This is a genomic window from Dietzia sp. UCD-THP (assembly GCF_000349585.1).
GTDB classification, from domain to species: domain Bacteria; phylum Actinomycetota; class Actinomycetes; order Mycobacteriales; family Mycobacteriaceae; genus Dietzia; species Dietzia natronolimnaea_A.
In genome coordinates this window covers 83,598-110,368 of the sequence record NZ_AOSR01000032.1, presented here as the reverse complement: position 1 = coordinate 110,368, position 26,771 = coordinate 83,598, and the positions used below count along the sequence as shown (strand labels likewise).

The following is a 26,771-nucleotide window of genomic DNA, read 5'->3' as shown; positions in this document are numbered from 1 at the left end:
CGACCCCGGGTCAGGGTGGCGGCATAGAATTAACGACAACGGTTCCCATTGCTACGAGAGCGGTCTTCGTTATGTCGTCATCCACCCTGCCCCGTACTCCCCTGTCCGCCCGGGTCGTGGCCCTCGCCTCCGTCGCAGTCCTCGGTGGGGCGGTCCTGACCGCGTGTGGATCCGACGCCGGTTCCGGCGAGGGGTCCGCGCAGACCGGGCCGGTCGTCGTGGCGTCCACGAGCGTCTACGCCGATATCGCCGAGCAGGTCGCCGGCGGTAACGCGACAGTGGAGTCGGTGATCTCGGACCCGGCCGCCGACCCGCACTCCTACGAGGCGAGCCCGGCCGACGCGGCCGCGGTCACCGGCGCGGACCTCGTGGTCTACAACGGCGCCGGGTACGACTCCTTCGTGGACCGGGCACTGGAGAACGCCGACGACGTGCACGTGGTCCGGGCGGTCGACGAGTTCGAGCGCGTGACCGGCGAGACCATCGCCGGCCACTCGCACGGCGATCACGATCACGGCGACGAGCACGACGACGAGCACGGGCATGAGGACGAGCACGGTGCCGAGGACGGCCACGACGAGCACGGCGACGAGCACGGGCATGACGACCACGGCGCGGACGACTCCCACGGTGGCCACGACTACGACTCGGACACCAACGAGCACGTGTGGTTCAGCCTGCCCACCGCCGCCGCCGTCGCCGAGCGCGTGGCCGAGGAACTGGCGGCGATCGACGAGGCCAACGCCGAGGAGTACCGCGAGAACGCCGACCGGTTCGCCGACTCCCTCGCCCCGCTCGAGGCCCAGCTCGACGAGATCCACGACCGCGGGCATTTCCCCTACGCCCAGACCGAGCGGATCGGCGCCCACCTGTTCGACGCCGCCCACATGGTCGACCTGACCCCGCGCGGGTTCCTCGCCTCGATCGAGGACGACACCGACCCGTCCGCCGCCGACCTCTCGGCGATGCTCGACCTGATGGCCGAGCGGGAGGTCGCGTTCCTCGCGTTCAACACCCAGACCGAGACCTCGGTGACCGCCCGGGTCCGGGACGCGGCCGAATCGGCGGACGTCGCCGTCCTTGACCTCACCGAGACCCTTCCCGAGGGCATGGACTACACCGAGTGGATGACGCAGATCGTCGACTCCCTGTCCTCGGCCCTCGACGGTGCGACCCCGGTCGACGACGGCGGGCACTGACGAGGGTGGACACTGACGACACTGACGACACTGACGACCAGGTGTCCCCCCACACCAGTGGGGAACCCGGCCCCGGGCCGGTCGTCTCCTTGAACTCGGTGACGGTCTCGCGAGGGGGTCGCACGCTCATCCGCGACCTCGACCTCGAGGTTGCCGCCGGGGAGTTCGTCGCCGTCCTCGGCCCCAACGGAGCCGGCAAGACGACCCTGCTCAAGGTGCTCCTCGGCGAGCTCGCGCCCGATTCCGGCACGGTCCTCGTCGACGGACGTGTCCCGGGCGACCGCGGGACCCACCTCGGCTACGTGCCCCAGCAGAAGGCGTTCGACCCCGGGATCACCCTGCGCGGGCGCGACCTGGTGGGACTCGGTATCGACGGCACCCGCTGGGGTCCGGGGTGGCCGACGGGTCGCGGCGAGAAGCGCCGGGTGGTCGCTGACTCATTGGACCGCCTTGGGGCGGGGCGACTGGCGGACAAGCCCCTCGGCCGCATGTCCGGAGGCGAGCAGCAACGCGTCAGGGTGGCTCAGGCCATCGCCTGCGATCCGTGCGTCATGCTCTGCGACGAACCGCTACTGAGCCTGGACCTCGCCGGCCAGCGCACCGTCGCCGCGGTCCTCGACCACCGGCGCCGCGAGCACGGCACCGCCGTCATCTTTGTCACCCACGAGATCAACCCGGTCCTGCCGATGGTGGACCGGATCGTCTACCTGGTGGGCGGCCGCCACCGCATCGGCACCCCGGAGGAGGTGTTCACCACCGATGTCATGTCCGACCTCTACTCCTCGCCCGTCGAGGTGCTGCGGGTCCGCGGCCAGATCATCGTGGTGGGCGACACCCAGCACCTGGTGGCCGAGCCGTGGTCGACCGGCCACCACCATCACGACGACGCCCACCCCGGACACGGAGCCTGACCATGGACCGCCTGCTCGAGATCGCCGGGTCGATCGCCGACACCGAGGTCACCGCGCACCTGCTCCGACAGGACTTCGTGCTCTACGGTCTGGTGGCGATCGCGCTGCTCGGCCTGTTGGCCGGGGCGATCGGGCCGTTCATCGTGATGCGGCAGATGTCGTTCTCCGTGCACGGGGCCAGCGAACTCGCCCTGACCGGGGCCGCGGCCGCCCTGTTGTTCGGCCTGAATCTCGGCCTGGGAGCGATCCTCGGTTCGGTGGTGGCCGCGCTGATCTTCGGACTGATGGGGGCGCGCGCCTCGCAACGCGACAGTTCGATCGGTGTGGTCATGGCGTTCGGCCTCGGCATGGCCGTGCTGTTCATCCACCTCTACCCGGGGCGATCCGGGACCAGCTTCTCCCTGCTCACCGGGCAGATCGTGGGCGTGTCCGAACACGGCGTGATCCAGATGGCGGTGGTCGCGGCGATCATCTGCGTCACGCTGATCGCCCTCTACCGGCCGTTGGTCTTCTCCTCCGCGGATCCCGAGGTCGCCGAGGCCCGGGGGGTCCCCGTGCGCGCCATCAACCTCATTTTCGCCGTCCTGGTCGGGCTCGCGGCCGCTCAGGCGGTCCAGGTGGTGGGAGCTCTGCTCGTGCTCTCCCTGCTCATCACGCCGGCCGCGGCCGCCGCCGCGGTCACCTCCAGCCCCGGGCGCGCGATCGCCCTGACCATCCTGTTCGCCCAGATCGCGGCGATCGGCGGGATGCTGCTCTCACTCGCCCCCGGGGTACCGGTCTCGGTGTTCGTCACCACCATCTCCTTCGTCATCTACCTGGCCTGCCGGGCGGTGGCCGCGCTCCGGCGCTGAGCGCCGACCGGCCCGTGTGACTACGGTCGGACCAATGCCCGTCGATCCCGACCCCCCGAGCGACCCGGTCTCCCCGGCCGATGCCGTTTCCCCCGACCACGCCGTGTCCTCAGCCGGCTCTGTCTCCCCGGCGGACCGACGCACTGCCCTCGACGCGATCCGCGCCGCCTTCCCCGCCCTCGTCTGGGAGTCGGCGCAGTGGATCGACGAGGGCTGGGATCACGTGGTGGTGATGCTCCACGGGTGCCGTGGCGCCGATTCGCTCGGGCACCGGGACCTGGTGTTCCGGTTCCCCACGGACGAGCAGGCGCTCGCGCAGCTCCCCCACGAGGTCGCCGTCCTCGAACATCTCTCGGCCGGTGTCGACGCCGCCATACCCCGGTACTCGCACGTCCCCCCGGACGGCGGCTTCGCCGGGTACCCACTGGTGTGTGGGGACCGGCTCACTCCTGACCTGCTCCGGTCCCTGCCCACGACGGACAGGACGATGATCGCCGGCCAGCTCGGGTCACTGTTGGCCGCGCTGCACGGGGCCGACACGTCGGTACCTCCGCTGTACCGGGTTCCGGATTCCTACCAACCCGAGAACCTGGATTTCGTGCGGGGAATCGTGGCCAACGACCTCCCGGCGGTGTTCACCGAGGACGAGATGCGGACGGCGCGGGAGATCTGCGACGAGGTCGCCGCGCTGCAGTCCACCCTGTTGCCACGGGTCCTCCTGCACAACGACGTGTATGTACGCCATCTGTACTGGGACCGTCGCACGTCCCCGGGCCGACTGGGGCTCATCGACTTCACCGACATGTGCCTCGGCGACCCCGCGGTGGACTTCGCCGAGCTGTACGAGTACGGCCCGCGCTTCGTCGACGAGGTGCTCGCGCGCTACGTCGGCAGGATCGACGAGACCTTTCTGGACAGGGCCTGGACCTACCAACGGTTCGCCGGGCTCTACATGGTCGTCGGCCACCTGTACTACGGCGAGGAGACGTGGGAGTACGCGCGGGCGACGTTCGACCGCTGTCGGTCGCCCCGGCGCCCGCTGGACTGAGCTGGTTCCGATGTGCCCGTCAGCCCGTCACGCGACGCTGACGGGCGAACTCGGAGAGGACAACACCGGCCGCGACCGAGGCGTTGAGGCTCTCCACCCCACCGGAGATCGGGATGGAGAGGATCGAGTCGCAGTTCTCCCGCACGAGCCGCGAGAGCCCCTTGCCCTCGGATCCCACCACCACGACCGTGGGGCCGGTGCCGTCGTAGCTGTCCAGCGTGGTGTCGCCGTCGGCGTCCAGGCCCACGAGCTGCACGCCGGCCTTCGCCCAGTCCAGAAGCGTGCGGTTGAGGTTGGTCGCACGCGCGACCGGCAGCCGGGCCGCCGCACCGGCCGAGGTACGCCACGCGACGGCCGTGATGGACGCGCTGCGCCGTTCGGGGATGAGGACGCCGTGCCCGCCGAAGGCAGCCGTCGACCTGATGACGGCCCCGAGGTTGCGGGTGTCGGTGATGTTGTCGAGTGCGACCAGGAGCGCGGGGCGGGACGACCCCATCGCGATGTCGAGGAGGTCCTTGGGGTCCGTGTACTGGTACGGCGGCACCTGCAGGCCGATGCCCTGGTGCATGCCGTTGCTCGTCATGCGGTCGAGGTCGGTGCGCGGCACCTCGAGGATCGAGATGCCCTTGTTGGCGGCCAGGTGTACGGCCTCGGTCAGACGCTCGTCGGCCTCCGAGCCGACCGCCACGTACAGCGCGGTCGCGGGCACGCCGGCCCGGAGACACTCCACCACCGGATTGCGGCCGACCACGTATTCGGGGCCGTCGGCCTGCTTCTGGGCGTACCGGCGGCGCTGCTGGGTGGTCTCCGCCTTCCGCGAGGCGGCCTTGGCCTTGCGGTGCGCTGAGTGATACGTGCGGTCCTCCGCCTTGGGCGTGGCGCCCCGGGCCTCGAGACCCCGTCGCCGCTGGCCGCCGGATCCCACGACCTGACCCTTCTTGGTGCCGGATTTGCGGATCGCCCCGCGTCGGCTCGAATTGCCCGCCATGTCAGTCCTTCCGGTTGGCGAGCGACCATTTCTGGCCGTCCGCGGTGTCTGCCACCTCGACGCCGGCCTCGACCAGTCGGTCCCGGATCGCGTCGGCGGTGGCGAAGTCCTTGTTCGAGCGCGCGGTGTTGCGCGCCTCGAGTTCTGCGCGCACGAGCGAGTCGAGCGCTGTGGTCGCGGCGTCGTCCCCGCCGCCGCCGGCCACCCAGTGGGGGTCGAGGGGATCCACGCCCAGCACCGCCGTCATGGCCCGGACGGCCGACGCCGCGGCCAGAGCAGAATCGTGGTCCCCGGCGGCCAGGGCGGTGTTCCCCCCGCGCACGGTCCCGTGGATCTCCGCCAGTGCTGCGGGGACCCCCAGATCGTCGTCCATCGCCGCGGCGAATCCGTCGGTCCACTCTCCGACAGGTACCTCCGGGACGACCTCGGCCACGCGCCGGACGAACGCCTCGATCCTCCGGTATCCCGCGGCGGCCTCCTGCAGCGCCTCGGGTGAGTATTCGAGCATGGACCGGTAGTGGGCACTTCCCAGGTAGTAGCGCAGTTCGACGGGGCGCACCGCGGTGAGGATGTTGGGGACGCTGAGGACGTTGCCCAGCGACTTGCTCATCTTCTCCCCGGCCATGGTGACCCACCCGTTGTGCATCCAGTACCGGGCGAAGCCGTCACCGGCCGCGTGGGACTGGGCGGCCTCGTTCTCGTGATGCGGGAACTGCAGGTCCAGGCCGCCGCCGTGGATGTCGAAGGTGTGGCCGAGATACCAGGTGGCCATGGCCGAGCACTCGAGGTGCCAGCCGGGCCGGCCCTCCCCCCACGGGGTGGGCCAGCTGGGCTCCCCGGGTTTGGCCGCCTTCCACAGCGCGAAATCCCGGGGGTCGCGTTTGCCCCGCAGGTCGGCCCCCTCGCCCTGGTCGACCTCGTCGAGCCGGTGGCCGGACAGGTGCCCGTAATCGCCTTCGGGGGCGGCCGACCAGGCCGCGACGTCGAAGTAGACACTCCCCTCGGCCGGGTATGCGTAACCGCGCTCGATGAGCCGCTCCATGTAGTCGATCATCTGCGTGACGTGCCCGGTGGCCCGGGGCTCCGTGGACGGCGGCAGGACGCCCAGGGCGTCGTAGGCCCTGGTGAACTGCCGCTCGTGCGTGGCGACCCATTCCCACCACGGCCGCCCGTTCTCCGCGGCCTTGGTGAGGATCTTGTCGTCGATGTCCGTGACGTTGCGGACGAACGCCACGTCGTATCCGCACGCCAGCAGCCAGCGGCGCAGGATGTCGAAGGCGACCCCCGACCGGACGTGGCCTATGTGGGGCACGGCCTGGGGGGTGGCTCCACAGAGGTAGACCGACGCGTGACCCTCCCGGACAGGGGTGAACTCCCGGAGGGAGCGGGTGGCGGTGTCGTACAGATGGAGCGTCACGGGGATCGAGTCTACCGGTGAGGCCTCCTCGCGCCCGCTTCGTCAGCTCCGGAACACCAGAGCCGTCGCCACCGCGGAGACCCCCTCGCCACGACCGGTGAAACCCATCCCGTCGGTCGTGGTGGCCGAGACGGACACCGGGGCGCCGATGATCGCCGAGAGCGTGTCCTGGGCCTCGAGCCGTCGAGGGCCCATCTTGGGCCGGTTGCCGACCATCTGCACAGCGGCGTTTCCGATCGTCCACCCCTGACCGGTGAGATGGGCCACCGCTTCACGCAGGAGCCGCTCGCCGGAGACGTCGTCGTACTCGGGGCGGCCGGTGCCGACCAGGGTTCCGAGGTCACCGAGACCGGCGGCGGACAACAGCGCGTCGACCAGGGAGTGGGCCACCACGTCACCGTCGGAGTGGCCCTCGCACCCGTCGTCGTCGGGGAAATGCAGGCAGGCCATCATGCATTTCTTGCCGGGTTGGACCTGATGGGCGTCGGTGCCGATACCGACGCGAGGGATCACGGGCTCGGTCACGGGTGTGTCCTCCGGGTTCTGAAGTGCGTGGAACCCGTGCTGGTCGCGGAGTTCCTCCAGGGCGCGGGCGTGGTCCGACGCGGTGGTGATCTTGAAGGCGAGCGGATCGCCCTCCACTGTCGCCACCTTCCGCCCCAGCCGCTCCACCAGGCCGGCGTCGTCGGTGGCCACGTCGCCGGCCGCGTCGTAGGCCGCCAGCAACACGTCGGGCGCGAAACTCTGCGGCGTCTGGACGGCTCGGAGGGCGCCGCGATCGGGCGTGCCCACCACGTAACCGGCGGCGTCGACCTGCTTGACGGTGTCGACCACGGGGAGGACGGGGACCACCGCGCCCTCTCCCGATCGGACCGCCTCCACCACCCGCAGGATCGGAGCGGCCGGGGTCAGGCAGCGTGCCGCGTCGTGGACCAGGACGACGTCGTGGACCGGCGACCCGGACCCCTCGAGGGTGGCGGTGAGGGCCGCCAGACCGTTACGGACCGAGTCGGTCCGTTGCGGCCCACCCACCGCGACGACGACGAGGTGCTCGCCGGACCGGAGGGGTGCGAGCAGCGCCTCCGACTCCGCGACCCGGTCTGCCGGGACCACCACCACCACGTCGTCGACGGCGCCGCTGGCCAGCAGACCGGCGACGGCCCGCTCGAGCATGGTCCGGCCCGACAGCTCGACGAATGCCTTGGGGATCCCGGCTCCCAGGCGTAGCCCGGAGCCCGCAGCGGGAACGACGGCGGCCACCCTGCCCGGGGGGGCGGGGTGGCCACTGCCCGCTCCGGGCGCCTCCGTGAATCGAGTCACCCCTGCGGACGCGTCAGGCGGGGGTGGCGGCGGACAGGACCTGCTCGAGGAGCTCGTCGGCGCGGTGCTCGTCGGCGCGGTCGGCCAACGCGAGTTCGCCCACCAGGACCTGCCGTGCCTTGGCGAGCATCCGCTTCTCTCCGGCGGACAGTCCACGGTCCAGGTCACGACGCCACAGATCGCGCACGACCTCGGCGACCTTGTTCACGTCCCCCGACGCCAGCTTCTCGCCGTTCGCCTTGTAGCGGCGGGACCAGTTGGTCGGCTCCTCGGCGTGCTCGGTGCGTAGGACGTCGAAGACCTTGTCGAGCCCCGCCTCGTCGACAACGTCACGAACGCCCACGTACTCGGCGTTCTCGGCCGGAACCCGGACCGTGAGATCACCCTGTGAAACCTTGAGGACGAGGTATTCCTTCTCGGTGCCCTTGACCGTCCGCATCTCGATCGCCTGAATGCTCGCGGCGCCGTGATGCGGGTAGACGACAGTGTCGCCGACCTTGAACTCCATGAGTGGCTTTCCCCTTTCGACTGAGACATCTTAGCACGCCCTCAGTGCTGGGGTTTTCCGTTTGCGCAGGTCAGAAACCCGTACGGCCCGGGCGCCGCATCCGGGGGGTGCCGGGAGCGCACTCTGGCGCCGGTCACGACCAGGCGTGGACTACGATGAGACCGGCCTGAGAACGACCATCCCCCGAGGAGCCTGACGTGACTTCACCGAACACCGGCCTGCGCCGCACCGCGCTCGTAGTCCTGGCCGTGGGTACCGCCGTCGGTTTGTCCGCGTGTGGCGCCGGACAGGTCTCCCAGACGGCCAACCAGGTCGCCGCGGTGGACGGCGGGCAGGGGTCCGCGGGTGAGCTCCACGTCAACGATCTCGTGGTGGTGCTCCCCGAGGAGGGCGAGGCGCGTCTCGGGTTCGCCGCCTCCTTCACCGGGACCGGCATGGGCGAGTCGATCTCCCTCGACCGGATCGAGATCGACGGGACCCAGGCGGACCTCGGCGAGACTCAGCCGCTCGAACGCGGATGCTCCCTGATCGTCTCGCCGGCGGCCGACGTCGAGCCCGTCCCCCCGCGCGACGACCTCTGTGTCGAGCGCAGCACCGCCACGCTGCCGGACTCCGACGACCTCCGGATCGGGACCTCCGTGCCCGCCACCGTGTCCTTCTCCAACGGCGACCAGATCGAGATGGCCGCCGCAGTCATCGCCGAGGTCCCGCCCAGCGACGAGTACACCCGCCCGGTCGAGATCCACTCAGACGGGCACTGAGACGTCCGCCCTGGCCCCCCGCGCCTCGGACGGGACCCCCGTCGACGCACCCGTCCGGGCCGTCCTCCGGCGCCTGTCCCCCGGCACCCCGCTGCGTGAGGCACTGGACCGCATCCGGCGCAGCGGCACCGGTGGTCTCATCGTGCGGGGCGACGACCCCGCCGTCCGGGAGATCTGCGACGGCGGCGTCACGCTGGACGTGGAGTTCACCCCGGCCAGGCTGCGCGAGCTGAGCAAGATGGACGGAGCCGTGGTCCTGTCCTCGGACGGTGAGCGCATCACCCACGCCAACGTCCACCTCGTGCCCGATCCCACCCTGCCGGCGGTCGAGACCGGGACCCGGCACCGCGCGGCCGAACGAACCGCACTGCACACGGGTGTCCCGTCGGTGGCGGTCTCCGCCTCGATGACGACCGTGACCGTCTACGCGGGCGGGCAGGCCCGCGTCCTGGCCGACCCCGTGGTCCTGCTGGCCCGCGCGGACCAGACGGTGGCCACCATGGAGCGACACGGTGCCCGCACCGCCCGGGCACGCGACCGGCTCGACCGCGCGGAGCTCGGCGGGTACGCGTCCGTCCGCGACGTCGTCACGATGGCCCAACGACTGGTCCGGTTGGACCGTCTGGGTGCCGAACTCGCCGAGCTCGCCGTGGAGATGGGCGAGTACGGGCGCCAGACCACGCTCCAGCTCGAGGAGTTGCTGGCCGACACCCCGGACGAGCTGTGGGGCCTGGTCGCCGACCACGTCGCGGTGGATCCCGCGGGAGGGAGCACGGCCCCCACCGCCGAGCAGGTGGCGACCGGGCTCGAGCGACTGGCGGCGCTGAGCGACGCCGATCTCCTCCTGCCCGGCCCCGTCGCGCGCTGCCTCGGCCTTCCCGCGGAGCCCGAGGACCTGGACGAGCACGTCACCGCGCGTGGGCACCGGATGCTCGCCCACATCCCCAGGCTCCGGCCCGTGCAGATCTCGGCCCTGGTGGAACGATTCGGCTCGGTGTCGGCACTGCTCGCCGCCGAACAGACCGACTTCGCGGATGTGGAGGGCGTCGGAGCCCTCTGGGCCAGGCACCTTCGTCAGTGGCTCACCGGCCTTGTGTCCTAGGGCTGGTGTCGTTCTAGGGCCGGTGTCGTCGCAGGGTCAGAGGGGCCCGCAGCCCGGGGTCAGTCCCCCTCGACCACGTTGAACGTGGCCGCCGGGCTGAAGACGTTCCCGACCAGGGCGTACACCTGGTAGGCCCCGACCTCGACGGGGGTCCGGTCCGCCTCCGTGCAGGCGCCCTCCGCGGAACGGCGGCCGGTCCAGTCGATCTGGCGGGGCTCGGGCTCACCGGGGCGGAGCTCCACCTCGTCGTCCTCACGAGGGGTGGTGCAGTCGATGCTCGACCACACCTTGACGTTGGTGTCCAGACGGTAGACCTCGAAGGACAGCGGCGCCTCCGAGAGGTCGCGGTCGCACGTGGTGTCCGAGGTGTTGAGGATGTTGACGAAGAACCGGACATCCTGCCCCACCGGGACGTTGGGCTCGGCGGACCAGACCTCCAGGCTCAGATCCTCGTCCGCGCACCGGCCCCGCGAGGCTCCGCCGTCGTCCCGGGTGGTCGTCTGCGTGGTCGTGGTCTCCGAGGTGGTGGCCGCCTCGGCCGAGTCGACGTCGCCGCCAGCCGCGGAGTCCTGGGTGTCCGTCCCGCTGTCCCTGGAGGCGAGGAAGAGCGCCAGAACCACGGCCAGGACCGCGACGACCGCGATGGCGACCGCGGCGACGCGGCGACGCACATAGACTTCGCGCGGGAGGGAGCCCTGGGGTTCGTGCACGCGCCCAACTCTAGAGCCGGGGTGGCGTCGCACCCGATCCCCCCCGCGGCGTGTCCCTAGACCGCGATCATCTCCTCACCCGGGCCGTGGGGGGTGTCGTCGACATCCCCCAACACGCTGCGCAGGTACGCGTGGCCGTCGGAGAGCTTGTAGGTGACGCCGACGATGGCCAACCTCCCCTCGTCGATCCGGTCGCTGATGATCTTGGACCGCTGCTTGAGCAGTTCGCCGGTCTCGAGGACGTGGCGGGCCTCGAAATCGTCGATCGCGGTGAGTCCCTCGCGGCGCCCGTTGAGGATCGAGGGCGAGACCTTCTCGACCACGTCCCGCAGGAAACCGGGCGGGATCTCCCCGGTGTTGAGCGCGTCGACCGTGGCCTTGACGGCGCCGCAGCTGTCGTGGCCGAGCACCACGATCAACGGGGTCTCGAGAACGTGGACCGCGTACTCGATCGACCCGAGCACCGCCGAGTCGCTGATGTGGCCCGCGGTGCGGATCACGAAGAGGTCCCCGAGTCCCTGGTCGAAGATGATCTCCGCGGCGACCCGGGAGTCCGAGCACCCGAAGAGCACGGCCTTGGGGTGCTGCGCGGCGACGAGGGTCTGGCGGTGCTCGGTATTCTGACCGGGATGACGCATCTCGCCCTCGACGAATCGATGGTTACCGTCACGGAGGGAGGCCCAGGCCTTGATGGGATCGGTATGAGGCATGACTCATATTGTGCACACCGGTACCTGACGGGTGCGCGGTGACTGCCGTCGACACCCCTGCCCTGCTGTCCTGGTTCGACCGCGCCGGGCGCCCGCTGCCCTGGCGCGGGCCGGACGTGAGTGCGTGGGAGATCCTGCTCTGCGAGATCATGAGCCAGCAGACCCCCGTGGCCCGCGTAGAGCCCGTCTGGCGGGCGTGGCTCGAGAAGTGGCCCGGCCCGGCCGAGCTCGCCGCGGCGCCGACCGCCGAGGTCATCCGGATGTGGGGCAAACTCGGCTACCCACGCCGCGCACTCCGTCTGCGGGAGTGCGCACTCGTCGTCGTCGAACAGCACGGCGGTGAGGTCCCCACCGACGTCGACGAACTGCTCGGCCTCCCCGGGGTCGGTGACTACACCGCCCGCGCGGTGGCGTGCTTCGCCCACGGCCAACGCGTCCCGGTGGTCGACACCAACGTGCGACGGGTCGTCGCCCGGGCGGTGGGAGGGGCGGCCGAGGCGGGGCCGCCGTCCACCCGTCGGGACCTCTCGGCGGTCGACGCCCTGCTGCCGGCGGGCCGTGAACGGGCGGTGGCCTTCTCCGTGGCCCTGATGGAGCTCGGCGCGTTGGTCTGCACGGCCCGGTCGCCGCGGTGCGAGGACTGCCCGCTCGCCCCGTCGTGCGCATGGCTGGCCGCCGGCAGACCCGAATGGGACGGTCCACGGCGCCGGACCCAGACCTTTGCCGGAACCGATCGCCAGGTTCGCGGACTGCTCCTCGACGTCCTGCGCGACGGCGACGGCACGGCGGGACGGGACCGCCTCGACGCGGTGTGGCCCGATCCTGCCCAGCGCGGACGCGCCCTCGACTCGCTCGTGGCCGACGGGTTGATGGTGAGGACCGGAGATGTGTACTCGCTGCCGGGCTGACCGACCGTCGACGCCGCGACGAAGCGTAGGCTCACCTACATGGCCGTCGTCAAGATCAATGCCCTGTCCGTACCGAGCCAGGCCGGTCCCGAACTGGAGCGTCGCTTCGCCGAGCGCGCCCACACCGTGGAGAACTCCCCCGGCTTCCTCGGATTCCAACTGCTGCGGCCCACCGCCGGCGAGGACCGCTACTTCGTGGTGACCACCTGGGAGGACGAGGCGTCCTTCGCCGCCTGGCGCGACGGCGACGCCCGGACCGCCCACGCCGGCCAGCACGGCAAGCCCGTCGCCGAGGGAGCCACCCTCCTCGAGTTCGACGTCGTGCTGGACGTCGCACCGTCCGCCTGACCCCCGGCACCTCGACCGGCGCACCCCCACATCCCACGTGGACCGGATCTCGGAACAGCCGTATCCGATCGCCTTCGGCCTGCTCTTCGTCATCGTGATGCTGCGCGCCAACGCCACCTACTGGCTGGGCCGGGGCGCGCTGAGCGGCGGCAGGCTGAGCGACCGGGCCGCACGTCACCTGGAGGGTCGACACATGCAGCGTGCGCAGCGGCTGTCCGCACGCTACGGCTTGTTCGCGGTACCCCTGTCGTTCCTCACCGTGGGTGTGCAGACGGCGATCAACTTCTCCGCCGGGTTCACCCGCATGCCGCTGACCCGGTACCTTCCCGCCGTGGCCGTCGGCTGCGTGCTGTGGGCACTGCTCTACTCCACCGTGGGCATGGTGGGGTGGAACGCGATCACCACGCTCTGGTCCGGGGTCACCTCCTGACCCGACGGGACAAGTCGACCGTCCGGACCGACCCGATCATCCGAACGGGCCACTACCGCCCGGGGACGGGCCCGACCACCGGCCCGAGCACGTCCGCGTACCTGTCGTCGACAAGGCCCTCGATGTCCACGGGGTCGATCTGTCCGTCCTCGGTGAACACGTCGGCGAGCTGCTGCTCGCGCTCCACCGTGTCCGCGAGAGACACAGGCCTGCGGGTACTGCGACCCTGCGAGAGGTCGGCGGCCTCCGGGGTCAGTCCCACGGCCTCCCCGTAGAACTCGGCCCACTGCGCCGGGTTCTCGACCGTCCAGGTCCCCGCCTGGGCGAGCCGGACAAGGAGATCCGCGATCGCGGTCTGACGCCGCGCGTCCGCGAGTGCGTCGTGGGAGGCGAGCCCGAACCAGAAACCGTTGGACGCCTCCGCCGCCGTCGCGATGGTCCGGGCGTCGGTGGTGGTCTGCGTGATGGCCGTGTACGGATCCCAGATGGCCCACGCGTCGGCGTCACCGCGCGCGAAGGCGGACCCCGCCTCGGCCGGCTGGAGAAAGACCATCTCGACGGAGTCCGGCGAGAGCCCTGCCCCGCGGAGTTGCAGCAGGAGATGCCCGTGCGCCGAGGTGCCCTTGGCCACCAGCACCTTGCGTCCCGCGAGGTCCGCCACGGACCGCACGGGAGAGTCACCGGGGACGAGGATCCGGTCCCCCTCACCCCCGTTGGCGTAGGCCGAGACGATGGACGCCCGCGCCCCCGCGGCCGCCCCGAAGACCGGCGGGGTGTTACCCGTGACGGCCAGGTCGATCTGCCCCGCGTTGAGCGCCTCCACCTGGGGCGGCCCGGAGGTGAACGTGGAGAACTCGATCTCGTAGGGGAGATCATCGAGCTCTCCCGCCGCGGTGAGCAAGGCCTGCGTGCCGCCCTTCTGGTCCCCCACGCGCAGAACGAGATCGGACAGGTCCTCGAGATCGACACGATCGGGCACCGGGACCGAGGCCTCGGAATCCCTCGTGGCGCACCCGGCTCCGACGAGGAGCACGATCAACGACAGCGCCAGCAGAACGGCCGGGAACGCGGATCGGCGGTGGATCGGCGAGAGGGTGGTGGTCATATCGAATAGTCCTCGTCTGTGTGGTCGACGCCCAGCGCGTCGAGGAGAAGCCGTCGGTGGTGGCCCGTCTCGCCCCCACCGCGGGGCAGGTCGATGGTCTCGGTGTGGCCGACGACGCCGTCGTCCAGGACGTGCACCCGGTCGGCCAGTGACACCGCCTCGTCGACGTCGTGCGTCACCAGCAGGACCCCGAGGCCGTGGTGGGCCCACAGTCTCAGCAGGAGTCGGTGCATGGTCCGCCGGGTGAGGGCGTCGAGCGCGCCGAAGGGCTCGTCGAGGAGCAGCAACGCGGGCTCCGCGACGAGCGCCCGGGCGAGCGAGGTCCGCTGCGCCTGGCCGCCGGAGAGTTCTCCGGGGTAGGCACCCTCCCGGCCCTCCAGGCCCACCTCGGCGAGGATCTCGGTGACCCGGTCCGACTTCTCGGCGCGCCCGACCTCGACCCTGTTGAGGCCGTGCCGGACGTTCTGGGCCACGGTCCGCCAGGGCAGCAGCCGGGAATCCTGGAACACGACCGCCGGAGGGCCGTCGATATGGACGTCGCCTGACTCGAGATCCCGGTCCAGTCCGGCCAGTATGCGTAGCGCGGTCGACTTCCCGCTGCCACTCCGACCGAGCAGGGCGACGATCTCGCCGCGGGGGATGGTGAGGTCGAGATTCCGGAGAACGGCGGTGTCCCCGAAGCTGCGGGTGACACCGCGGAGCGCGCCCGCGGGGGCGAGGGTGGTGGACATTGCTGGGGCTCCTGATCGCTGGGTGGTTCTCATGTGCGCTGCGCGGTGGTCATCGGTAGTGGCGCAGTGCGCGGGCCTCGGCGACGCGCACGAGAGCGTCGGTGAGGATCCCCAGCAGCGCGTACACGACCAGGCCGACGATGATCACGTCGATCCGGAAGTAGTCGCGGGCGTTCATGATCAGGTAGCCGATGCCGTTGGTCGCGTTGAGCTGCTCGGCCACGATGAGGGTCAACCAGGCGATCGCGAGCGACTGCCGCACACCTACCAGGACCTGGGGCGCGATCGACGGCAGGATCACCTCCGTCAGTCGCTGGCGTCGGCTGAATCCGAAGACCGTCGCCATGTCCTGCAGCCTGGGATCCACCTGCCGCAACCCCGAGGCGGTGTTGAGGTAGATGGGGAAGACCACCCCGAGTGCGATGAGGAGCACCTTGGGCGTCTCGCCGATGCCGAACCACAGGATGAACAGCGGGATCAGCCCGAGGTGGGGAAGCGCGCGAAGCATCTGCAGCGGGGGGTCGACGAGGGCGTCCGCGACCCGCGAGGTCCCGACGATCACCCCGAGGACCAGTCCGGCCACGGCCCCCAGGACGAACCCCTGGGCCACGCGGACGCCCGAGACCGCCAGCGCCTCTGCGAGTTCGCCGGAGGCGATGAGCTCCAGCGCCGACGAGGCGATCAGCTGCGGGGCGGGAAGAATACGCTCCGGCAGGACGCCGGTGGCGCCGGCGACCTGCCAGATCAGGATCAGCACGACGGGACTGAGCCAACGCAGCCAGGTGGTGGCTCGACGCGGTCGGCTGCGCCTCGCGACGCGGCGGCGGCGGCCTCGGCCCGGGGTCGGTTCGTGCCGGGTCGGGCCCGCCGGCGCGGCCGGGGTCCCGGCGGACGACGCGGTGAGAACGGTGGTCATGGTGGTCTCTCCTCCTGCACTCACCCGCGGGCGACCGCGGGTTCGGCCGTGGCGAACGGGACCGACACCGTCTCCCGGCGGCGCTCACCGGTGGACCACAGCCCGCGTCGGGCCAGGACGGGCAGCACTCCCTCTCCGAAGTGGTACGACTCCTCGAGATGCGGGTATCCGGACAGGACGAAGTGGCTGAGCCCGAGCGCCGCGTACTCGGCGATCCGGTCGGCGACCTCCTCGTGGGAGCCGACGAGCGCGGTCCCCGCGCCCCCGCGGACCAGTCCGACACCGGCCCACAGGTTGGGTGAGATCTCCAGGGAGTCGGTCCGGCCGCCGTGGAGATCGAGCATGCGGCGTTGCCCCTCGGACTCACTGGCGGCCAGAGAGGCCTGGACGCGCGCGACGTCCGCGGGGTCGATCCCCGCCAGGAGTCGATCCGCCTCCGCCCACGCCTGCTCCGAGGTGTCCCGGGAGATCACGTGCAGCCGGATCCCGAACGACGGGCTCCGCCCGTGAGCGGCCGCGGCGCCCCGGACCCGGTCGAGCTTCTCGGCGACCGCGGCTGGCGGTTCTCCCCAGGTCAGGTACGTGTCGGCGTGGCGCGCCGCGACACGGATCCCGGCCGCGGAGGAACCGCCGAAGAAGATCGGCGGCGCAGGGTCGGGCCGCCGGGCCAGGACGGAGTCGACGACGGCGAGGTGGTCGCCCCTGTAGGTCAGCGCCTCCCCGGAGCGCCACAGTCCCCGCACGATGTCGAGGAATTCGTCGGCTCGGGCGTATCTCGCCTCCTTGTCCAGAAAGTCCCCGTAGGCGCGTTGCTCCCGCGACTCGCCTCCGGTGACCACGTTGAGGAGCAGTCGTCCTCCGGTCTGCCACTGGAAGGTGGCCGCCATCTGCGCGGCGAGTGTGGGGCTCATGAGGCCCGGGCGCAGCGCGACGAGGAACTTGATGCGGTCGCTCGACTCGGCGAGCAGAGCGCTGGTGATGAGGGCGTCCTCGCACCATGCGCCGGTCGGCGTGAGAAGCGACTCGAACCCGTTGTGCTCGGCCGCCGCGACGATCTGCCGCAGGTACGACAGCGTCGCCGGACGGTCCCCCGACATGAACGTGCCGTGCCCCCCGGCGACGAGGTTGCGCGAGTCCCCGTAGGTGGGCAGGAACCAGTGGAAGTGGGTCTTGGCCTGGTCGGCCTGGTCGGCCTGGTCGGCCTGGTAGGCCTGGTCGGCACGGGGACTGGTGGGGTCGGTGGCCACTGACGGCTCCTGGGGAGTCTGGGATCGGACTTCGGACCGACTCATCGTGGGACCGGGCGGTGGCGTGGAGCCACAATTCACATCACGAGGATCGATTCCGATAACCGCAGTAGACAGATCAGTCTATAGCCTGTGTTACCCTGCTCGTCATGACCACCCGATCAGTCGCCCCTGTCCTGCGCTTGTCCGACGTGAGCGCGGCCCGGGTCATGCGCACGATCCGGTTCCGGGGGCCCGTCACCCGCCCGGAGGTGGCGGTGTCCACGGGCTTGTCGGTGGCGACGGTCGGCCGCGCCACGGCGGCGCTGCTGTCCGCAGGAGTCATCCGGGAGCGACCGGAACTCATGCACGACGGTTCCGTGGGTCGACCGAGCATCCCTGTCGAGATTGATCCGGGCGGGCCGGTGGTGGTGGCTGTCCACATCGGCCTCAGCCGCTGCGTCGTGGCGATCAGTGACCTCGCCTGCCGGATCCTGTCCGAGTTCGCGATCCCCACCCCGGGCCGGGATCCGGAGCAGATCGCGGACGAGCTGTCCGCGATCGCGTTCCGTCTTCTCGACGGCCACCGTGGACGTCGGCTCGTCTGGGGTGGTGTGGCCACGGCGGCGAGGATCACCTCCCCGGGCAGGATCGACCAAGACTTGCTGGGGTGGCGGGACGTCCCGGTGACCGAGCTGTTCGCAGATCGGCTCGGGGTGCCGTTCTCCGTGGCCCCGCACGTCGAGGCCATGGCCGCGGCGGAACTCCTCGTGGGGCATGAGACACACACCGGGACGACGCTCGTCGTCTACGCCCGCGAGCATCTCGGCTCCGCCCTGGTGATCGACGGCGCCGTGCACCTGCCGCGCGCCGGCTCGGCCGAACTGGCGCACCTGCCCGTGGGCCCCACGACGTATCTCGACGACCGCGGAGGCGGCCTCACGGACGTGGTGGGCGATTCCGGACTGGTCCGCGCCGCGGCCGCCCGCGGCATCGTCGTCGGGTCGGTGGCGGAACTCGCCGCACGCGCACACGGCGATCCGATGGCCGAGGCGATCCTCGTCGAGCGGGCCACGGCACTCGGCCGCCTGGTGGGGCTGCTCTCGACCATCACCCGCCCTGATTCGGTGGTGCTCTGCGGTCAGGCCTTCACCGACCATCCGCGATACCTGGGCCCCGTACTGAGAGCCTCACGGGAGACCCCCTTGCCGGGAGAAGCACCCGAACTGAGGGTGTCGACGGCGGGAGGGCGGATCCAGCAGTTGGCGGCCATGGCGGTGGCTCTCGACGCCATCTCCGCGGACCCCACGAGCGCGCTGCCTGCCAGGTTGTTGTCGGTGTCCTGACGTGGTGCCTGTGGCATCAGCACTTCGCGTCACCGCGACCAGAACGTTCGACATCCGTAGCACGAGCCTCCAGACTTCAGACATGACCGAACGAAGCCTGTCCTCCGACCGCCAGAGCGTCTCGGCGGAGACCCACCGCCGGGCGATGCGTCTGCATCCCGCCGGGGTCACGATCATCACCCTCGACGGCGCCGACGGCCCGGTGGGGTTCACCGCGTCGTCGCCGTCCAGTCTGTCGTCCGAACCGGCCCTGGTGAGCTTCAACGTCGGGATCTCCTCGTCCAGCCTGGCCGCGGTGCTCGACGCCCGCACCGCGGTGATCCACCTGCTGGGGGAATCCGACCGGCACCTGGCGCTGAGGTTCTCGGGGCCCGCGACACAGAGGTTCGCCGACCACTCTCTGTGGACCCGGGCCGAGACCGGCGAACCTCTCCTCCACGGCGGGCGGGCGCGACTGCGGGTCGCACTGGACCGTCTCGTGCCTGCGGGCGACCACGTCCTGGTGATCGCGCGTCTGCTGGACGCATGGTTCGACGACGACGAGCCGAGTGATCCACTCGTGGTGGTCGACGGTGGCCTGTGGGCCGTGCCGACGGCCCGCGACTGACGGCGGGACGCCCCCCGGGGCCGACAACACGACTGACGACGAGGCGGCCCCCGCCCATCTGAGCGGGGGCCGCCTCGTTGGTACGGCGCCTTCGGCCTAGGTGGTGGCGGGGGCCGCCCCACCACTACCCGAGGAGCCACCGGGGGCACCACCACCGAAGCCACCCGAGCTCGGCGGAAGCGAGTCCCCCGGTCCGGCCTCGCCGGTCGGAGCGACACTCGCGGTGATCTCCTCACCCTCGCGGGACTCGGCGGCGTCCGGCCGCGGGACCCCGGTGAAGGTGAACCTGGCGTTCTCCGTCTGATCGGACTCGCCGTCCCAGCCCTCGACGTCGACCGTGATCAGCTCGCCGGCCGCGACCTCGCCGAACAGGATCTTCTCCGAGAGCGTGTCCTCGATCTCGCGCTGGATGGTGCGACGCAGCGGCCGCGCACCCAGAACCGGGTCGAAGCCCCGCTTGGCCAGGAGCTCCTTGGCCCGGTCCGTGACCTCGATGGTCATGTCCTTGGCCTTGAGCGCCACGCCCACACGGCTGAGCATCAGGTCGACCATCTCGACGATCTGGTCCTTGGTGAGCTGGTGGAACACCACGATCTCGTCGATACGGTTGAGGAACTCGGGCCGGAAGTGCTTCTTGAGCTCGTCGTTGACCTTCTGCTTCATCCGGTCGTAGGCGTCCTCGGTGTTGTCGGCGGACTGGAAGCCCATCCCGACAGCCTTGGAGATGTCCCTCGTGCCGAGGTTGGAGGTGAAGATCAGCACGGTGTTCTTGAAGTCCACCATGCGACCCTGCCCGTCAGTGAGACGGCCGTCCTCCAACACCTGCAGGAGCGTGTTGTAGATCTCGGAGTGGGCCTTCTCGATCTCGTCGAACAGGACCACCGAGAACGGCTTGCGCCGGACCTTCTCCGTCAGCTGGCCACCCTCCTCGTATCCGACGTACCCGGGAGGTGCGCCGAACAGGCGGGAGGCGGTGAAGCGGTCGTGGAACTCCCCCATGTCGATCTGGATGAGCGCATCGTCCTCGCCGAACAGGAAGTTGGCCAGCGCCTTGGAGAGCTCGGTCTTACCGACACCGGACGGGCCGGCGAAGATGAACGACCCCGACGGGCGCTTGGGGTCCTTGAGACCGGCTCGCGTGCGGCGGATGGCCCGGGAGACCGCCTTGATGGCGTCCTCCTGACCGATGATCCGCTTGTGCAGCTCGTCCTCCATGCGGAGCAGACGCGTGGTCTCCTCCTCGGTGAGCTTGAACACGGGGATCCCGGTCCAGTTGCCCAGCACCTCGGCGATCTGCTCCTCGTCGACCACCGCGGCCACGTCCATGTCGCCCGCACGCCACTGCTTCTCACGCTCCGAGCGCTCGGCGATGAGCTTCTTCTCCGTGTCGCGCAGACCAGCTGCCTTCTCGAAGTCCTGCGCGTCGATCGCGGACTCCTTCTCGCGCCGGGCCTCGGCGATCTTCTCGTCGAACTCCCGGAGGTCCGGCGGAGCGGTCATCCGCTTGATCCGCATGCGGGCGCCGGCCTCGTCGATGAGGTCGATCGCCTTGTCCGGCAGGAAGCGGTCGTTGATGTACCTGTCCGCCAGCTGGGCCGCCGCGGCCAGGGCGGCGTCCGTGATGGTGACGCGGTGGTGCGCCTCGTAACGGTCCCGCAGACCCTTGAGGATCTCGATGGACAACTCGACGCTGGGCTCGGGGACCTGCACCGGCTGGAAACGACGCTCGAGCGCCGCGTCCTTCTCGATGTGCTTGCGGTACTCCTCGAGCGTGGTGGCGCCGATGGTCTGCAGCTCACCGCGGGCCAGCTTGGGCTTGAGGATCGACGCCGCGTCGATCGCGCCCTCGGCGGCACCCGCGCCGACGAGCGTGTGGATCTCGTCGATGAACAGGATGATGTCGCCCCGCTGGTTGATCTCCTTGAGCACCTTCTTCAGGCGCTCCTCGAAATCACCGCGGTAGCGGGACCCGGCCACCAGCGACCCCAGATCGAGCGAGTAGACCTGCTTGTCCTTGAGGGTCTCGGGGACCTCGTTGTTGACGATGGCCTGCGCCAGGCCCTCGACGACCGCGGTCTTGCCCACGCCGGGCTCCCCGATGAGCACCGGGTTGTTCTTGGTGCGCCGGGAGAGCACCTGCATGATGCGCTCGACCTCCTTGGCGCGGCCGACCACCGGGTCGAGCTTGCCCTCCATGGCGGCCTGCGTGAGGTTGCGACCGAACTGGTCCAGGACCGTCGAGGACGACGGCGTACCGGACTCGCGACCGCCGGTCCCCGCCGGCGCGCCCGTGGACTCCGCCTCCTTGCCCTGGTAGCCGGAGAGCAGCTGGATGACCTGCTGACGGACCCGGGTGAGGTCCGCTCCGAGCTTGACCAGCACCTGCGCGGCCACTCCCTCACCCTCGCGGATGAGTCCGAGCAGGATGTGCTCGGTCCCGATGTAGTTGTGGCCGAGCTGCAGCGCCTCGCGCAGGCTCAACTCGAGGACCTTCTTGGCCCGCGGCGTGAACGGGATGTGCCCGCTGGGCGCCTGCTGGCCCTGGCCGATGATCTCCTCGACCTGACTCCGCACCGCTTCCAGCGAGATCCCCAGGGACTCGAGCGCCTTGGCGGCTACTCCCTCGCCCTCGTGGATGAGACCAAGCAGAATGTGCTCGGTGCCGATGTAATTGTGGTTGAGCATCCGGGCCTCTTCCTGGGCCAGGACGACGACGCGACGCGCGCGGTCGGTAAACCGTTCGAACATCGTGCTACCTCACATTCCTCGGGTGTTCACCACTGTAGTGGCCCGGTCTGACGCCCGGAGCCACAGGAGTGGCAGTCGGCCCGTCACCAGGGTTCAACGCGGCAGGTCGGGGAATCATTGCGGATACGTGTACGCCGTCAGCGAACGCCGCCGAATCCGTGCGGGACGCAGCGGACATCTACCCTCGGGGACATGGTGGCGTCGGGCGGGACCGGGTGATGAGCCCGTTCGATCTGGAACGGATCGGCCGCGGCCTGCCCTTCACCGACGCGCTCCCGGCCCTGCTTGACGCGCTCGCCTCGACGGGTACCGCGGTGGTCCAGGCTCCACCCGGGACGGGAAAGACCACGCTCGCACCACCGGCGGTCGCCTCGGCGGACGGGATCGCGGGACGGGTCGTCGTCACCCAGCCCCGGCGGGTGGCCGCCCGCTCGGCGGCGCGGCGACTGGCGGCGCTGTCCGGAACGCCGGTCGGCAGCCTGGTGGGGTACTCCGTACGGGGGGACACGCGGGTCGGCCGGGACACACTCGTGGAGTTCGTGACCCCGGGCGTGCTGGTGAGGAGGCTGATCGCCGACCCGGACCTGTCCGGGACGGGAGCGGTGGTGCTCGACGAGATCCACGAGCGGGACGTCGAGTCCGACCTTGCGCTGGCCCTGTTGTGCGAGGTACGCCAGCTCCGCGACGACCTGCCGGTGGTGGCGATGTCCGCGACCCTCGACTCCGGCCGCATCGCCCGCCTGCTGGAGGACACGGGAGCGGGCGCCACCGGGGCGGCGCCGGTGATCGACCTCCCCGCCGTCCTGCATCCCCTCGACATCCACTACCGTCCGTCGCCCGTTCCCCGCCTCGACGCCCGGGGCGTGACCGACGGCTTCCTCGAACACGTCGCGGGCATCACGGCCGAGGAGGTGGCCGCGAGCGGCTCGGACACCCTCGTCTTCCTCCCCGGGGTGCGGGAGATCGAGCGGGTGGTGCGGTCGCTCACCGCGCGACTGGGCGGGCGCGCCGAGATCCTGCCGCTGCACGGTGGTCTCGACGCCGCCGAGCAGGACCGGGTGGTCTCGGGATCCGGCCGCGGTGGTCCGCATAGTCAGGGCGGGTCCGCCCCACCGCCCCGGATCGTGGTCGCGACCGACCTGGCGGAGTCCTCGCTCACCGTTCCCGGGGTGCGGGTGGTGGTGGACGCGTGCCTGAACCGCGAACCCCGCAGGGACACCGCCCGCGACATGACCGGCCTCGTCACCGTCTCGGCTTCCCGCGACTCCTGCGTGCAGCGCTCGGGTCGCGCGGCCCGTCTCGGCCCGGGGATCGCGGTGCGCTGCCTGTCCGAGGACGACTTCGCACGGTTGGCCCCGCACCGCACCCCGGCGATCGCCACCTCCGACCTGACGTCCTTCGCCCTGGACGTCGCCTGCTGGGGCGCCCCCCGCGGCGAGGGCCTGGCGCTGACCGACCCCCCGCCGTCGGGGGAGATCCGTCGCGCGCAGGCGGTGCTGCAGGGACTGGGCGCGCTCGATGCGCTGGGCCGGGCCACCGGCCGCGGGCGTGACCTGGCCCGGATCCCCGCGGACCCGCGTCACGCCCGCGCGCTACTCGACGGCGCCCCTGTGGTGGGCCGCGCGACGGCCGCGGAGGTGGTGGCGCTGCTGGCGTCGGGCCGCCGCTCGCCGACGGGTGACCTGGTGGCGGACCTGCGGGCGCTGCGCGGCCGCCGAACCGCGGACAACCGGACCTGGGAGCTCGAGGCCCGCCGCCTGGAACGGCTCGTCCGTACCGGTGGCGGCAAGAACACCGGTGGCGGTGAGGACGGGGTCCCGCTCGAGGAGGCGGCCGGCCTGGTCGTGGCCCTGGCGCACCCCGATCGGGTCGCGCGCCGCCGGGGCGGGCAGTACACGTTCGCGTCGGGCACCGGCGCGGTACTCCCGGCGGGGTCCGCCCTCGCCGGCCACGAGTGGCTCGCGGTGGCCGAGGTCGCCCGCGCCTCGGGGCGCACCGCCGGGGACGCAGGAGCCGTGATCCGTTCGGCGGCCCCACTGAGCCGGGCGGGAGCCGAGAGCGCGGCGTCGGGGCTACTCGACGACGACGAGACGGCCCGCTTCTCGGGCGGCGCGGTGACGGCCAGAGGGATCCGACGGCTCGGCGCGATCGAACTCTCCGTCACCCCCGTGCGTCCGGGCCCCGAGGCCGCCGCGACGGCGGTCGCGGACGCCATCCGATCAGGTGGCCTCGACGCGCTCGGACCCGACGACGACGCACGACGGCTGTGGCACCGGCTCGCGCTCGCCCGGCGGGAACTCGGGCCCCCCTGGCCCGACGTGGCCACCGAGGCACTCGCTGAACGCCTCTCGGAGTGGCTCGGGCCGGAGATCGAGGCCCTGACGCGAGGTGGCACGCTGGCGGGGCGCGATGTCGGCGCCGCGCTGCGGCGACTGCTCCCGTGGCCGGAGGCAACCCGGTTCGACGAGCTCGTGCCCGATCGCCTGCAGGTGCCCAGTTCGTCCTCCTACCGCGTCGACTACCCGGAACCCGGATCCGACGCGTCCCCCGTACTGGCGGTCAAGCTGCAGGAGTGCTTCGGGTGGACCTCCTCACCCCGGATCTGCGACGGACGGGTACCCGTGACGGTCCACCTGCTCTCCCCCGCCGGCCGGCCACTCGGGGTGTCCCGCGACCTGGAGTTCTTCTGGCGCGAGGCCTATCCCGGAGTGCGGGCGGAGATGCGGGGCCGCTATCCCCGGCATCCCTGGCCGGAGGATCCGTTGGTCGCGGAGCCCACTCGCCGGACCAACCGCCGGCGCTGACGATTCCGGTCCCGTAACGGGGTGCGTTTCGGCACGGTCCCGGTCCGGGCCGGCCTCTACCATGGGACGGGACGCACCTGCGCCATCCGACTCCGCCCGGAGGGTGATCGCCATGCCACCGTACACACCACCCTCACCCCACCGTGCGCCCCTCCCGACCAGGACACCCGCACGCACCAAGAGGATCCCGCGCGTCCGGAACCGGATCGGGGCCCTGACGGCGTTCGCCGGCCTGGCCGTATCGCTGCTCAGCCTCTTTCTGCCGTGGTTGTCCGCTGGTGGCGAGCGGATCTCCGGCCTGGGCATCACCGAGATCATCGACGTCCGCAGTGTCGCCCCGGTGCTGTTCCTCGGGTTGATCGTCCTTGCCCTGCTCGTGACGGTGACCGCGCTCACCCGACTCGGGGCGTTCGCCGTGGCGGCGGCGGTGATGGCGGTAGGAGTGCTCGCGGGCCACCTCGCCTTTGTCTGGACCCTCATCCTGTCCACGGGATCGACGACGCGGGCACTGTCGGGACTGCCCGCCAACGCCACGGTGACCTTCGGGCCCTATGTCGCGGCGTCCGGGTTCGTGGTGGTCGCCGCCGCCTCAGCGTGGGCTGCCCGGTCGGCGAGGTACGCCAGCGATCCCCTCTCGCGTCGAGAGTGACAGACGCCCACCGGCGGACGCGCACCGGTGTGGCACGAGCGGACAAACCCACCTATTATGTGACCTATCTCACTTCGGAGACTCCGGTCCGACTAAGGGGCACGCCATGGCCGCACAGACAACGCCCACCTCCTCCACGCCGCCCACCTCCCAGACAGGGTCCACCCCCCAGACACCGCCCCCGGCGGCGACCACGCGGGGCGGCAAGATCGTCCCCCTTCTGCGCAGCCGCGTCGGCGGACTCATCGCGGTCGCGGGTCTGGCACTCGCCCTTCTCAGCCTGTACCTCCCCTGGCTGTCCACAGCGACCGGCGGGGGCATCACCGCGCTCGACCTCACCGAGGTGCTGGACCTCCGCGCGATGGCGCCCCTGAACTTCCTGGGCCTGCTCGTGCTGTTGGTTCTGGTGGCCGTCACCGTGTTCACCCGACTGGGATTCTTCGCTGCCGCCAACGCGGTTCTCGCGACGCTGGTGCTGATCGCCCATCTGATCTTCGTCTGGGTGCTGTTCAACTCGACCGACACCGCCGATCCGATGCTGGCGGGACTCCCAGACGGCACCTCCGTCACCTACGGGCCGTTCGTCGCCGCCGTCGGCTTCATCCTGGTCATCGCCGGATCGGTACTGGCGGCCAAGTCCGCCGAGTACCTCCTCCCGGACCGGGCCGAAGCCCGCATGTTCAAGGACCCCCAGGGCTCCTGAGACGGATTTCGCGGTCGTCAGAACACCACGACCGTGTCCCCGACCTGCAGCCTCTCGAAGTAGGTCTCGGCTGCGGGCCGGTCCATCCGGATGCACCCGTGCGACAGGTGGGCCGGGTCCCCCTCGTGGAACGCGATCCCGCCCACGAAGTACACCGCGAACGGCATCGGGGCATTGTCGAACAGACGACTGACCTCGTGGCGGACCTTGCGGGTGACCTGGTACGTCCCCCGAGGGGTCTCCCATCCGGCCCGTCCATGGGACATCCGTACCGGCCCGTAGCTCAGCCGCTCCCCGGACTGCAGCCAGGTCCGGTTCCCGTCGAGGTCCACGCACGCGGCGGCCGTGCGCGGGCACGGACTCTGCGGGGTGGGGTCCGGCGGCGGCGGTGGTGCCGGTGGAGGGGGCACGAATCCGGGCGGCGGGGTGATCCCCGCCGACTCCAACAGGCCGCCGGCGGCGGTGCGCAGGTCCGCGTCGACCTGCGCTGAGCCGGCCGCGGCCTGATCGACCACCTGTTGGACTTCGACCGGGAGCGCCGGCTGGGCCGACGCGGCGGGCGTCGCGGTCCCCACCGCGACGAGCCCCGCCACCAGACCGATCGCCAGCCGCGACAGTGTGCTTCTCATGCCGTGATTATCTCCGGGGGCGGCCACCTCGACAGGCGTCTGGAGTCACGTTCGGGTCTCGACCCGCACCGGTGCCCACCGCAGGACCCGGGCCCG

General features: G+C 71.0%; 26 protein-coding genes and 1 pseudogene. 14 read left to right on the top strand and 13 right to left on the bottom strand.

What is annotated here, in order from left to right; translation table 11 throughout:
• Positions 1-71: 71 nt before the first annotated feature.
• Genes H483_RS24870 through H483_RS24855 form a run of 4 tightly spaced genes read left to right on the top strand, consistent with a single transcriptional unit; the run spans position 72 to position 4,009 of the window.
• The gene (locus H483_RS24870; protein ID WP_017835989.1) at positions 72-1,199 is read left to right on the top strand and encodes a metal ABC transporter solute-binding protein, Zn/Mn family; all 1,128 of its coding nucleotides are present in this window, start codon (positions 72-74) and stop codon (positions 1,197-1,199) included.
• Between the two features lie 41 nt (positions 1,200-1,240).
• The gene (locus tag H483_RS24865) at positions 1,241-2,110 is read left to right on the top strand and encodes an ATP-binding cassette domain-containing protein (RefSeq protein ID WP_042329060.1); all 870 of its coding nucleotides are present in this window, start codon (positions 1,241-1,243) and stop codon (positions 2,108-2,110) included.
• Between the two features lie 2 nt (positions 2,111-2,112).
• Positions 2,113-2,961 carry a metal ABC transporter permease gene (locus tag H483_RS24860; RefSeq protein ID WP_017835987.1) on the top strand — a complete coding sequence of 283 codons (849 nt, stop codon included), beginning with the start codon at positions 2,113-2,115 and terminating at the stop codon, positions 2,959-2,961.
• A 34-nt stretch (positions 2,962-2,995) separates the two neighbouring features.
• A complete protein-coding gene (locus H483_RS24855) occupies positions 2,996-4,009 on the top strand; it encodes an aminoglycoside phosphotransferase family protein (RefSeq protein ID WP_017835986.1) in 1,014 nt (337 codons plus the stop codon).
• A gap of 19 nt (positions 4,010-4,028) precedes the next feature.
• On the opposite strand, the gene rlmB is transcribed toward H483_RS24855, so the two are convergent.
• From rlmB to H483_RS24835, 5 genes and pseudogenes are all read right to left on the bottom strand, one after another.
• Complete coding sequence (gene rlmB, locus H483_RS24850) at positions 4,029-4,997, bottom strand: 23S rRNA (guanosine(2251)-2'-O)-methyltransferase RlmB (RefSeq protein WP_017835985.1); 969 nt, start codon at positions 4,995-4,997, stop codon at positions 4,029-4,031.
• Position 4,998: 1 nt separating this feature from the next.
• Complete coding sequence (cysS, locus tag H483_RS24845; RefSeq protein WP_017835984.1) at positions 4,999-6,414, bottom strand: cysteine--tRNA ligase; 1,416 nt, start codon at positions 6,412-6,414, stop codon at positions 4,999-5,001.
• Between the two features lie 42 nt (positions 6,415-6,456).
• Complete coding sequence (gene ispF, locus H483_RS40000) at positions 6,457-6,939, bottom strand: 2-C-methyl-D-erythritol 2,4-cyclodiphosphate synthase (protein ID WP_238556233.1); 483 nt, start codon at positions 6,937-6,939, stop codon at positions 6,457-6,459.
• Positions 6,940-6,990: 51 nt separating this feature from the next.
• A pseudogene (gene ispD, locus H483_RS39995) lies at positions 6,991-7,674 on the bottom strand (2-C-methyl-D-erythritol 4-phosphate cytidylyltransferase); the annotation flags it as partial.
• A 73-nt stretch (positions 7,675-7,747) separates the two neighbouring features.
• The gene (locus tag H483_RS24835; RefSeq protein WP_017835982.1) at positions 7,748-8,242 is read right to left on the bottom strand and encodes a CarD family transcriptional regulator; all 495 of its coding nucleotides are present in this window, start codon (positions 8,240-8,242) and stop codon (positions 7,748-7,750) included.
• Positions 8,243-8,439: 197 nt separating this feature from the next.
• Here H483_RS24835 and H483_RS24830 point away from each other — a divergent pair, with 197 nt between their 5' ends.
• Together H483_RS24830 and disA are read left to right on the top strand one after the other, a co-directional pair.
• Positions 8,440-9,003, top strand: a complete 564-nt coding sequence (locus H483_RS24830) for a hypothetical protein (protein WP_017835981.1) — start codon at positions 8,440-8,442, stop codon at positions 9,001-9,003.
• 10 nt (positions 9,004-9,013) lie between these two features.
• Complete coding sequence (gene disA, locus H483_RS24825) at positions 9,014-10,105, top strand: DNA integrity scanning diadenylate cyclase DisA (protein WP_042329058.1); 1,092 nt, start codon at positions 9,014-9,016, stop codon at positions 10,103-10,105.
• Positions 10,106-10,164: 59 nt separating this feature from the next.
• Here the strand turns inward: disA and H483_RS24820 are convergent, their stop codons facing one another.
• Both H483_RS24820 and H483_RS24815 read right to left on the bottom strand, forming a co-directional pair.
• Positions 10,165-10,815, bottom strand: a complete 651-nt coding sequence (locus H483_RS24820) for a hypothetical protein (RefSeq protein WP_017835979.1) — start codon at positions 10,813-10,815, stop codon at positions 10,165-10,167.
• A gap of 56 nt (positions 10,816-10,871) precedes the next feature.
• Entirely contained in the window at positions 10,872-11,525 is a 654-nt protein-coding gene (locus H483_RS24815; RefSeq protein WP_017835978.1) for a carbonic anhydrase, read from the bottom strand.
• A 38-nt stretch (positions 11,526-11,563) separates the two neighbouring features.
• Here H483_RS24815 and H483_RS24810 point away from each other — a divergent pair, with 38 nt between their 5' ends.
• The 3 genes from H483_RS24810 to H483_RS24800 are packed head-to-tail and all read left to right on the top strand — an operon-like array spanning position 11,564 to position 13,211.
• Positions 11,564-12,433 (top strand): A/G-specific adenine glycosylase, encoded by an 870-nt coding sequence (locus H483_RS24810; RefSeq protein WP_017835977.1) that lies wholly within the window; start codon positions 11,564-11,566, stop codon positions 12,431-12,433.
• Between the two features lie 39 nt (positions 12,434-12,472).
• Complete coding sequence (locus H483_RS24805; RefSeq protein ID WP_017835976.1) at positions 12,473-12,781, top strand: antibiotic biosynthesis monooxygenase; 309 nt, start codon at positions 12,473-12,475, stop codon at positions 12,779-12,781.
• A 37-nt stretch (positions 12,782-12,818) separates the two neighbouring features.
• On the top strand, positions 12,819-13,211 hold the full coding sequence (locus H483_RS24800) for a DedA family protein (protein ID WP_017835975.1): 393 nt from the start codon (positions 12,819-12,821) through the stop codon (positions 13,209-13,211).
• Positions 13,212-13,263: 52 nt separating this feature from the next.
• Here H483_RS24800 and H483_RS24795 read toward each other — a convergent pair whose 3' ends face one another.
• The 4 genes from H483_RS24795 to H483_RS24780 are packed head-to-tail and all read right to left on the bottom strand — an operon-like array spanning position 13,264 to position 17,210.
• Positions 13,264-14,316, bottom strand: a complete 1,053-nt coding sequence (locus tag H483_RS24795) for an ABC transporter substrate-binding protein (protein ID WP_017835974.1) — start codon at positions 14,314-14,316, stop codon at positions 13,264-13,266.
• Entirely contained in the window at positions 14,313-15,080 is a 768-nt protein-coding gene (locus H483_RS24790; RefSeq protein WP_042329036.1) for an ABC transporter ATP-binding protein, read from the bottom strand. Before H483_RS24790 ends, H483_RS24795 begins: the two co-directional genes overlap by 4 nt.
• Before the next feature lie 16 nt (positions 15,081-15,096).
• Positions 15,097-15,963, bottom strand: a complete 867-nt coding sequence (locus H483_RS24785) for an ABC transporter permease (RefSeq protein ID WP_017835972.1) — start codon at positions 15,961-15,963, stop codon at positions 15,097-15,099.
• Positions 15,964-15,983: 20 nt separating this feature from the next.
• Positions 15,984-17,210, bottom strand: coding sequence for an LLM class flavin-dependent oxidoreductase (locus tag H483_RS24780; RefSeq protein WP_017835971.1), 1,227 nt, complete (start codon positions 17,208-17,210; stop codon positions 15,984-15,986).
• A gap of 149 nt (positions 17,211-17,359) precedes the next feature.
• On the opposite strand from H483_RS24780, the gene H483_RS24775 reads away from it, so the two are divergent.
• Positions 17,360-18,535 carry an ROK family protein gene (locus H483_RS24775; RefSeq protein WP_031264606.1) on the top strand — a complete coding sequence of 392 codons (1,176 nt, stop codon included), beginning with the start codon at positions 17,360-17,362 and terminating at the stop codon, positions 18,533-18,535.
• A gap of 82 nt (positions 18,536-18,617) precedes the next feature.
• Complete coding sequence (locus H483_RS24770) at positions 18,618-19,142, top strand: flavin reductase family protein (protein ID WP_017835969.1); 525 nt, start codon at positions 18,618-18,620, stop codon at positions 19,140-19,142.
• A 96-nt stretch (positions 19,143-19,238) separates the two neighbouring features.
• Here the strand turns inward: H483_RS24770 and H483_RS24765 are convergent, their stop codons facing one another.
• Positions 19,239-21,890 carry an ATP-dependent Clp protease ATP-binding subunit gene (locus H483_RS24765; RefSeq protein WP_017835968.1) on the bottom strand — a complete coding sequence of 884 codons (2,652 nt, stop codon included), beginning with the start codon at positions 21,888-21,890 and terminating at the stop codon, positions 19,239-19,241.
• 218 nt (positions 21,891-22,108) lie between these two features.
• Here H483_RS24765 and hrpB point away from each other — a divergent pair, with 218 nt between their 5' ends.
• From hrpB to H483_RS24750, 3 genes are all read left to right on the top strand, one after another.
• Positions 22,109-24,694, top strand: coding sequence for an ATP-dependent helicase HrpB (hrpB, locus tag H483_RS24760; protein WP_017835967.1), 2,586 nt, complete (start codon positions 22,109-22,111; stop codon positions 24,692-24,694).
• A gap of 112 nt (positions 24,695-24,806) precedes the next feature.
• A complete protein-coding gene (locus H483_RS24755) occupies positions 24,807-25,343 on the top strand; it encodes a hypothetical protein (protein ID WP_017835966.1) in 537 nt (178 codons plus the stop codon).
• 106 nt (positions 25,344-25,449) lie between these two features.
• Positions 25,450-26,046 (top strand): hypothetical protein, encoded by a 597-nt coding sequence (locus H483_RS24750; protein WP_017835965.1) that lies wholly within the window; start codon positions 25,450-25,452, stop codon positions 26,044-26,046.
• A 17-nt stretch (positions 26,047-26,063) separates the two neighbouring features.
• On the opposite strand, the gene H483_RS24745 is transcribed toward H483_RS24750, so the two are convergent.
• The gene (locus tag H483_RS24745) at positions 26,064-26,675 is read right to left on the bottom strand and encodes a L,D-transpeptidase (RefSeq protein ID WP_017835964.1); all 612 of its coding nucleotides are present in this window, start codon (positions 26,673-26,675) and stop codon (positions 26,064-26,066) included.
• Positions 26,676-26,771 lie beyond the last annotated feature (96 nt).